7 protein-coding genes are annotated in these 8,672 nt (G+C 63.1%); 3 read left to right on the top strand and 4 right to left on the bottom strand.

Going from position 1 to position 8,672, the window contains the following annotated elements; translation table 11 throughout:
• Together scpA and EOA36_RS18880 are read right to left on the bottom strand one after the other, a co-directional pair.
• Positions 1 to 1,945: methylmalonyl-CoA mutase (gene scpA, locus EOA36_RS18885; RefSeq protein WP_127278925.1), on the bottom strand; the 1,945-nt coding region annotated here is incomplete at its 3' end.
• A complete protein-coding gene (locus tag EOA36_RS18880) occupies positions 1,942 to 3,384 on the bottom strand; it encodes a methylmalonyl-CoA mutase subunit beta (protein WP_127278924.1) in 1,443 nt (480 codons plus the stop codon). The genes scpA and EOA36_RS18880, both read right to left, overlap by 4 nt.
• Before the next feature lie 342 nt (positions 3,385 to 3,726).
• Between EOA36_RS18880 and EOA36_RS18875 the strand changes: the two genes are divergently transcribed.
• Positions 3,727 to 5,268, top strand: a complete 1,542-nt coding sequence (locus EOA36_RS18875; protein ID WP_127278923.1) for a helicase HerA-like C-terminal domain-containing protein — start codon at positions 3,727 to 3,729, stop codon at positions 5,266 to 5,268.
• A gap of 34 nt (positions 5,269 to 5,302) precedes the next feature.
• Here EOA36_RS18875 and EOA36_RS18870 read toward each other — a convergent pair whose 3' ends face one another.
• Both EOA36_RS18870 and EOA36_RS18865 read right to left on the bottom strand, forming a co-directional pair.
• Positions 5,303 to 6,127, bottom strand: coding sequence for a L,D-transpeptidase (locus tag EOA36_RS18870; RefSeq protein ID WP_127278922.1), 825 nt, complete (start codon positions 6,125 to 6,127; stop codon positions 5,303 to 5,305).
• Between the two features lie 170 nt (positions 6,128 to 6,297).
• Positions 6,298 to 6,960: a haloacid dehalogenase type II gene (locus tag EOA36_RS18865; protein WP_127278921.1), complete on the bottom strand. Its 663-nt coding sequence runs from the start codon at positions 6,958 to 6,960 to the stop codon at positions 6,298 to 6,300.
• 156 nt (positions 6,961 to 7,116) lie between these two features.
• On the opposite strand from EOA36_RS18865, the gene EOA36_RS18860 reads away from it, so the two are divergent.
• Positions 7,117 to 7,995, top strand: a complete 879-nt coding sequence (locus EOA36_RS18860) for a branched-chain amino acid aminotransferase (RefSeq protein WP_127278920.1) — start codon at positions 7,117 to 7,119, stop codon at positions 7,993 to 7,995.
• Between the two features lie 177 nt (positions 7,996 to 8,172).
• On the top strand, positions 8,173 to 8,672 hold a 500-nt coding region (locus tag EOA36_RS18855; protein WP_145969215.1), incomplete at its 3' end, for a superoxide dismutase.

Below are 8,672 nucleotides of genomic sequence, written 5' to 3'. Positions count from 1 at the left end.
ATGCGGGGATCAGCGTCAGGTGTCCCGCCGCCAGCGACGAGGCGCCGATGATGTGGACATCGTGCCCGACGGCCAGTTTCGCGATCTCTTCCGGTGTCTGGAACATGGCGCCGACGGTGACGTCGAAGCCGAGATCGGCGAAAGCCGTGGCGATCACCTTCTGTCCGCGGTCGTGGCCGTCCTGTCCCATCTTGGCCACGAGAATGCGCGGCTTGCCGCCATTTTTCTTTTCGAAGGCATCAAGCTTGTCCCGCAGCCGGTCGACCACCGGATTGTCGCCGAGCGCCTTGCGGTAGACGCCGGAAATGGTCTGCACCGTGGCCACATGGCGGCCATAGGCTCGTTCCAAGGCGAACGAGATTTCGCCGACAGTGGCGTTGGCGCGCGCGGCGCGGATGGCGAATTCAAGGAGATTGTCCTCGCCTTGTGCGGCACGTGTCAGCGCATCGAGCGCGCTTTCGACGGCGGCCACGTCGCGCGTGCCTTTCAGCCGTTGCAGCTTCGAGAGTTGCCGGGCCCTGACCTCGGCATTGTCGATCTTCAGCACATCGACCTCGATGTCGTTCTCCGGGCGATGCGCATTGACGCCGACCAGCATCTGCTCGCCGGAATCGATGCGCGCCTGCGTGCGGGCCGCCGCTTCCTCGATGCGCAGCTTGGGTATGCCCTTTTCGATCGCCGCCGCCATGCCGCCGAGAGCCTCGACCTCCTCGATATGAGCAAGCGCACGCGCCGCCAGATCGTGTGTCAGCCGCTCGAGATAGGCCGAACCGCCCCACGGATCGATGATGCGCGTGGTGCCGGACTCCTTCTGCAGGACAAGTTGCGTGTTGCGGGCGATGCGCGCCGAATGGTCGGTCGGTAGCGCCATTGCCTCGTCGAAGGAATTGGTGTGCAGCGACTGGGTATGCCCTTGGGTCGCCGCCATCGCCTCGATCATGGTGCGGATGATGTTGTTGTAGGGATCCTGCGCCGTCAGCGACCAGCCGGAAGTCTGGCAATGGGTACGCAGCGACAGCGATCGCTCGTCCTTCGGCGCGAAATTCTTTTTCATCAGCGTCGCCCACAACAGGCGCGCGGCCCTGAGCTTGGCCACTTCCATGAAGAAGTTCATGCCGATCGCCCAGAAGAAGGACAGGCGCGGCGCGAAACTGTCGATGCCGAGCCCTGCCGCGACGCCGGCGCGGGCATATTCGATACCGTCGGCGATCGTATAGGCGAGCTCCAGGTCGGCGGTCGCGCCGGCCTCTTGCATATGGTAGCCGGAGATCGATATCGAGTTGAACTTCGGCATGTTCTTCGAGGTGTAGGAGAAGATGTCCGAGACGATCCGCATCGAGGGCTTCGGCGGATAGATGTAGGTGTTGCGGACCATGAACTCCTTCAGAATGTCGTTCTGAATGGTTCCCGCCAGATCTTCCTGTGCGACGCCTTGCTCTTCCGCCGCCACGATGTAGAGCGCCATGATCGGCAGCACGGCTCCGTTCATCGTCATCGACACGGTCATGTCGCCGAGCGGTATGCCGTCGAACAACTGACGCATGTCGAGGATGGAATCGATGGCCACGCCCGCCATGCCGACATCGCCGGCGACACGCGGATGGTCTGAGTCATAGCCGCGATGGGTGGCAAGATCGAAGGCAACCGAAAGACCTTTCTGGCCGGCGGCAAGGTTGCGCCGGTAAAAGGCGTTGGACTCTTCGGCGGTCGAAAAGCCTGCATATTGCCGGATCGTCCAGGGCTGCTGGACATACATGGTTGGGTAGGGGCCACGCACGAAGGGCGGCAGGCCGGGATAGGTGTCGAGATGCGGCAGGCCCTTGAGGTCGCCCTGATTGTAGAGATGCTTGACGACGAGGCCTTCCGGCGTCGTCCGCTGCCCCTTGACCTCGACAGGCGCGCGGCGCGGTGGCACCCAGCCGATCTGACTGAAATCCGGAATCAAGAAGCGGCCCCGATGGATTGATCGATGCGGACTGGAGGCAGCGGCTCGCACAGGACGACGCCCTCGGTGAAGGCAGGTCGCCGCTCAGCGTCCAGCGTCTCGACCGGACGCTCGCCTTTCAACGGATAAAGCGTGGCGCCGATCATGGCCCGCTCGCCTGACTTGAAGGCAATGCCGCGCTGGACGGCAGCAGCGCGGACGCGTTGCTGGATATGTCCGTCCCGAAGGCTGGAGAGCACGCCACCCTCTGCCTCGATCGCCTGCAATTCCGCCCACGCTGCTTCGCAAAGATCCGACGTCAGCGCTTCGACGGCGCCGGAGCCATGGGCGGGATCGGCGACATGGTCGACATGGCTTTCATTGGCCATGATCAACTGCGCGTTGCGCGCGACGCGGCGGGCAAAAGCCGCCGGCAGGCCATGCGCGATCGTATGCGGCAGGATTGAGATCGAATCGGCGCCTCCCGCCGCCGCGGCGAAGCAGCCGATCGTCGTGCGCAGGATGTTGGTTTCGGGGTCCAGTGCCGTCATCATGCGAAATGATGTCTCGGCATGGATGTTGGCCGTGGAATTGGGGATCGAGCAGGCCTCCTGCACCCGTGCCCACAGCCTGCGCAAGGCCCGCACCTTGGCCATTGACAGGAACTGGTCCTGGTCGACGCTGAGCGCGAAACCGATATGAGGCGCGGCATAGACGAGCGGCTGCCGCGCCTTCTCGAACATTCTCAGATACGAGACCGCCGAGGCCAGCATGATGCCGAGTTCCTGCGCTTCCGTGGCGCCGGCATTGTGAAAAACGCGACCGTCCGCCTCCAGGAGCACACCCGGAACGCCCATCGAGAAGAAATGCGCCAGCGATTGCGGCATCGATTCCTGCAGTGCCTCGATCGACATGCGCAGTCGGCCGGTGCCGGCGAGGACGGCCGCCGGATCGATGCCGAAGGAAAGGTTGAGCTTTGCCGGATCGGAGCGCCGCTTGCTCAGGAACGCCACCAGCCAGTCGGCCATGGGGCGGCTCCAGGGGTGGGTGTCGATGCGGATCTGGACCCTGTTGAGGGGCACGCCCTCCAGCACCGTCTCCAGTGCCTGCGCCGTCCTCGGCAGGCCGTAGCCGAACGCGTTCGGGGCACCTTCGAAGACGAGCGACAGTCCCGTCGCGCCTTGCGCAATGTCTTCCAGGGCCTGGCTCTTGGCGCGATCGACATCGGGGTCGTCGACGCGCTGGCTGACGATCCAGGGCGATTGAGGATTGGCGCGCACGATCGGTTCGGCTCCGGTCGCGCGGTCATAGAGCGGCTCGACGCGGATGTTGTCGTCGGTATGCGAGATCAGCTTTTCCTCGAAGGATGCGCCGGCCAACGCCTTTTCCGCCAAGGCCAGCCATCGCTGACGCTCCGCATCCATTGGCTCAACATCCCTGGTCAAGGCTCCGGCGCCCATTCGTCGTCCTCGTTCTGTGTGGCCGCACCAGCCCGGCCAGCCCAGTCTACGGTCCCCGGTCGGTTACCGCAATGCACGTGCAAGGTCCGAATCCCACTCACCTGATATTCGATCCACCTGATATAGGTCGGCTTGGGTGGGCGGACCATGGACGATTGCCAAACACCATCGAAATTCGCAAGTTCCAAATCCGATCCTGGCGATTGGTCCGATTTGGACGATTGGCCCTGGATTGGATGATCGGCCCGCGTTGGACAATTGTCATTGTCGCTGTGCAACAGCCTCACTATACCTTCGGGCAAAGGCTGGCTTTGGGCACATCAGTTTGCGGAGACCCGACATATGGCTGACGACACCAGTATTTTCATCGGCGCCAGCCGCAAGCCCGACGACAGCTATCAGCGAGCTGAAAATCTGCTGCTGCAATACGGCAATCGCCATGGCCTGGTGACCGGCGCCACCGGTACCGGCAAGACCGTCAGCTTGCAGATCCTGGCGGAGGGATTTTCCAACGCCGGCGTGCCGGTCTTCTGCGCCGACATCAAGGGCGACCTTTCCGGCATCGCCATGATGGGCACCGCGCAGGATTTCCTGGTCAAGCGGGCGGAACAGGTGAAGCTCGACCCTTACGACTTCCAGGAATTCCCGGTCATCTTCTGGGATCTGTTCGGCGAGCAGGGCCACCCTATCCGCGCGACCATTTCGGAAATGGGACCGCTGCTGCTGTCGCGGCTGATGAACCTGACCGACGCACAGGAAGGCATCATGAACATTGCCTTCCGCATAGCCGATGAGGAAGGGTTGCTGCTGCTCGACATGAAAGATCTGCAGGCGCTGCTCGCCAACATTGCCGAGCGTGCGGAAGAGATCAGCGCCCGTTACGGCAACGTCACCAAGCCATCGGTGGGGGCCATTCAGCGCACGTTGCTGGTGCTGGAGCAGCAGGGCGCGGCGAACTTCTTTGGCGAGCCGGCATTGCGCATCGCCGACATCATGCGCACGACCCGCGATGGTCGCGGCGCCATCAGCGTGCTGGCCGCCGACAAGCTGATGATGAATCCGCGCCTCTACGCGACGTTCCTTCTCTGGCTGATGTCGGAGCTGTTCGAGGAATTGCCCGAAGTCGGCGACCCCGACAAGCCGAAGCTGGTGTTCTTCTTCGACGAGGCGCACCTCTTGTTCGACGAGGCGCCGAAGGTGCTGATCGACCGGGTCGAGCAAGTGGTCCGCTTGATTCGCTCCAAGGGCGTCGGCGTCTATTTCGTCACGCAGAACCCTTTGGATATTCCCGAAAAGGTCCTCGCCCAGCTCGGCAACCGCGTGCAGCATGCGCTGCGCGCCTACACGCCGCGCGAGCAGCAGGCGGTGAGGACGGCGGCCGAGACCTTCCGGCCCAATCCCGATTTCGACTGCGCCACCGCCATCACCCAGCTCGCCACCGGCGAAGCGCTGGTCTCGACGCTGGAGGCCAAGGGCATTCCGTCGATGGTCCAGCGCACGCTCATCCGTCCGCCGTCGTCGCGGCTTGGACCCATTACCCCCGCCGAGCGGCTGAAGCTGATCGGGGAAAGCCCGGTCACCGGCCAGTACGACCAGGTCATCGACCGCGAATCGGCGTTCGAGATGCTGCAGAAGAAGGCCAAGGAGGCGCAGGACGCCGAGGCGCAGCAGGCAGACACCGGCGGCTCGCGCTGGACCATTCCAGGCTTCGGCAATGACGATCCAGCGCCGCAGTCCGGTGGCAGGCGCGCGCCGGCGCCGCGGCCGTCCAATCGCCAGACGGTGGCGGAAGCCGCAATCAAGTCGGTGGTGCGATCGGTCGGCTCGTCGGTCGGACGTGCGATCGTGCGCGGGATTCTGGGGAGTTTGTCGCGGGGGCGGTAGGATCGGGCAGCGGCGTTGCCGCTGCCCTGTGAGCTCAGAAGATCGCGTCCGTGACCGCCTTGACCGGGCCGAGCAGCACCGATCCATCCGGCACGCCGGCGTCGATCGGGATGGCCTTGTGGTTCGCCGTCGCCACCATGGGCTGGCTGGCGTTGCTGGTCACGATGACCGGGCTCTTCGACGGCACGCGGTCATAGAGATCGATGATGTCCTGGTTCATCAGGCGCACGCAGCCCGATGACACCGATTTGCCTATCGAGCGCCATTCCGGCGAGCCGTGCAGGCGATAGAGCGTGTCCACATTGCCCTGGAAGAGATAGAGCGCGCGCGCCCCGAGCGGGTTCTTCAGGCCGCCGGGCATGCCGCCATTGTCGGCGCTGTACTGCTTCAATTCCGGCTGGCGCGCGATCATCTCATCCGGAGGCGTCCATTTCGGCCATTTCTGCTTCCACTGGACGACGGCGTCGCCCGACCATTCGAAGCCGGCGCGGCCGAGCCCGACACCATAGCGAATGGCCTGGCCGCCCGGGCGAACCAGATAGAGGAAGTGGCCTGTCGTATCGACGACGATGGTTCCCGGCTTCTGTCCGGTCGGGTCGGGCACGATCTGGCGCAGGAACTGCGGGTCGATCCTGTCGACCGGGATGGCCGGCAGATCGAAGCCGCCATCGTTGACCGCCGCGTACATAGACGCATAGTCGGCGAGCGGCGGGTCGACATAGGTAGGTGGCGGCGGCTCGGCCGGCCCCGGTCCGGTGGTTGCGCATGCCGAAACCGCGATCGAGGCGGCGCCCAGGGCTGCGGCGTTGAGAAAGCAGCGACGGCTCAGGCGATAGGATTCGATTTCGGTTATGGACATGGCTGCCTTCTTTAAGACTCAAATCGCACAAAGCGTCAACACGCCGACGTCCGCCGCGGGTGCCTAACAACACCTGAGGCGATAGGCGGTTCCGATTCTGGCCCGAACGTGGACAAACAAAGGCGAAGCTGTGACTGCGCCGCCACTGTGGCGTTGGGGCCACAGGTCTGTCAGCTGCCGGATACGAGGGCCTCCAGCGATGGCAGGATCAGGGCCGGCGGCAAGTCCCGGTATTCCTCCGGCTGGTTGGAGCGGTTGATCCAAACCGTGCGGAAACCGAATTTGGTGGCGCCCGCAATGTCCCAGCGATTGGAAGACTGGAAGGAGACCGCGCCTGGATAGAGGCGCCAGCCGGTGGCGACCATGTCGTAGACCGCTGGGTCGGTCTTGAAGCGCCGCACCGCATCGACCGAATAGACGTCGTCCAGGACCTGGTCGAGTGCCGCGGACTTTACTGCCGCTTCAAGCATTTCGGGCGAGCCATTGGAGAGGATAGCCAGTCTGGCGCCGGAAGCCTTGAGCGCCTTCAGCACGGCTGGCACTTCGGGGTAACAGTCCAGCCTCCAATAGGCCTCCAGCAACTTTGCCTTGAGACCAGGATCGGCCGAAGGGACCTTGCGCAAGGCGAAGTCCAGCGCCTGTTCCGTCAACTGCCAGAAATCGCAATAGGCGCCCATCAGCGTGCGCACCCAGGAATATTCGAGTTGCTTGGCGCGCCAGATTTCGGACAGGAGCTGGCCGTCCGGGCCGATCGCGTCTGCATGGCGGCGCACGGCGGCGTGCACGTCGAACAGTGTGCCGTAGGCGTCGAAAACATAGGCGGCGTATTGCATGGCAACAGTTTTGAGGCGAGGCGGGACAAGGTGCAAGCCTTGATTGCACCGCACCCGTCGCTGGCCTCAACAAATCTCCCTGATGATGGTTGACGAGGCCTGTCAAAGCATCTTCCAATGGCTGTCACATAAGATTGACCGGAACGGGAAAACGCGATGACACTGGCGGCAGCGGCGCAATCCGCGACATGGACTTTCATCGATGGCGATTGGTACGAAGGCAATGTCGCCATTCTGGGGCCGCGCAGCCACGCCATGTGGCTCGGCACCAGCGTGTTCGACGGGGCTCGCTGGTTCGAGGGCGTGGCGCCGGACCTCGAACTTCATGCCGCACGCGTCAATGCCTCGGCGATCGCGCTCGGCCTCGCGCCGAACATGACGCCGGAGCAGATCGTCGGGCTGACCTGGGACGGATTGAAGAAATTCGACGGCAAGACGGCGGTCTACATCAGGCCGATGTACTGGGCCGAGCATGGCGGCTACATGGGCGTGCCGGCCGATCCCGCCTCGACCCGTTTCTGCCTGTGTCTCTATGAATCGCCGATGATCTCGCCGACCGGTTTTTCCGTGACCGTATCGCCGTTCCGGCGGCCGACCATCGAAACCATGCCGACCAATGCCAAGGCCGGCTGCCTCTATCCCAACAACGGCCGCGCCATCCTCGAGGCCAAGGCGCGCGGCTTCGACAATGCACTTGTGCTCGACATGCTGGGCAATGTCGCGGAGACCGGAAGCTCGAACATCTTTCTGGTCAAGGACGGCCATGTGCTGACGCCGGCGCCCAACGGAACCTTCCTGTCCGGCATTACCCGCTCGCGCACGATGACGCTGCTCGGCGACTATGGGTTCAGGACGACCGAAAAGACGCTTTCGGTGCGGGATTTCCTCGAAGCCGACGAAATCTTCTCGACCGGCAACCACTCCAAGGTGGTGCCGATCACCCGCATCGAGGGCCGCGACCTGCAACCCGGCCCGGTGGCCAAGAAGGCACGCGAACTCTATTGGGATTGGGCGCATTCGGCCTCGGTTGGCTGAGATGCCGGTTTGAGCTTTTTGTCGCTGCGCGGTTGGCCGCAGGAAAAGCGTGTGACAGTTCTCGGGAACCCGCTTAGAAAGAGAACCGACGCTTCACTTCCGGAGTTGTTCCAGCTCAATCGCGACCTATCTTACTCCGGTATCCACACCGGATTTTTCCACGAGGGAGTACTACCCATGGCTTTCGAATTGCCCGCTCTGCCCTACGACTATGAGGCCCTGCAGCCCTATATGTCGAAAGAGACGCTGGAGTATCACCACGACAAGCATCACAAAGCCTATGTTGACAACGGCAACAAGCTCGCCGCCGAAGCCGGCCTTGGCGATCTTTCCGTCGAAGAGGTGGTCAAGCAGTCGTTCGGCAAGAATGCCGGTCTCTTCAACAATGCCGCACAGCATTACAACCACATCCATTTTTGGAAGTGGATGAAGAAGGGCGGTGGCGGCAACAAGCTCCCTGGCGCGCTGCAGAAGGCTTTCGACAGCGATCTTGGCGGCTATGACAAGTTCAAGGCCGACTTCATCGCCGCCGGCACGACGCAGTTCGGTTCGGGCTGGGCATGGGTTTCGGTCAAGGACGGCAAGCTGGCGATCTCGAAGACGCCAAACGGTGAAAACCCGCTCGTTCATGGCGCATCGCCGATCCTCGGCGTCGACGTCTGGGAACACTCCTATTA

The sequence above is a fragment of the Mesorhizobium sp. M8A.F.Ca.ET.021.01.1.1 genome (genome assembly GCF_003998025.1).
In the GTDB taxonomy this organism is placed as follows: Bacteria; Pseudomonadota; Alphaproteobacteria; order Rhizobiales; family Rhizobiaceae; genus Mesorhizobium.
The sequence above is the reverse complement of the archived record's forward strand: the minus strand, read 5'-3'. Positions and strand labels throughout refer to the sequence as shown.

Excerpts from the sequence above, each read along its gene's own strand:
- EOA36_RS18865 (WP_127278921.1), bottom strand. The coding sequence starts at position 6,960 with ATGCAATACGCCGCCTATGTTTTCGACGCCTACGGCACACTGTTCGAC.
- EOA36_RS18880 (WP_127278924.1), bottom strand. The coding sequence starts at position 3,384 with ATGGGCGCCGGAGCCTTGACCAGGGATGTTGAGCCAATGGATGCGGAG.
- EOA36_RS18870 (WP_127278922.1), bottom strand. The coding sequence starts at position 6,127 with ATGTCCATAACCGAAATCGAATCCTATCGCCTGAGCCGTCGCTGCTTT.
- EOA36_RS18860 (WP_127278920.1), top strand. The coding sequence starts at position 7,117 with ATGACACTGGCGGCAGCGGCGCAATCCGCGACATGGACTTTCATCGAT.
- EOA36_RS18875 (WP_127278923.1), top strand. The coding sequence starts at position 3,727 with ATGGCTGACGACACCAGTATTTTCATCGGCGCCAGCCGCAAGCCCGAC.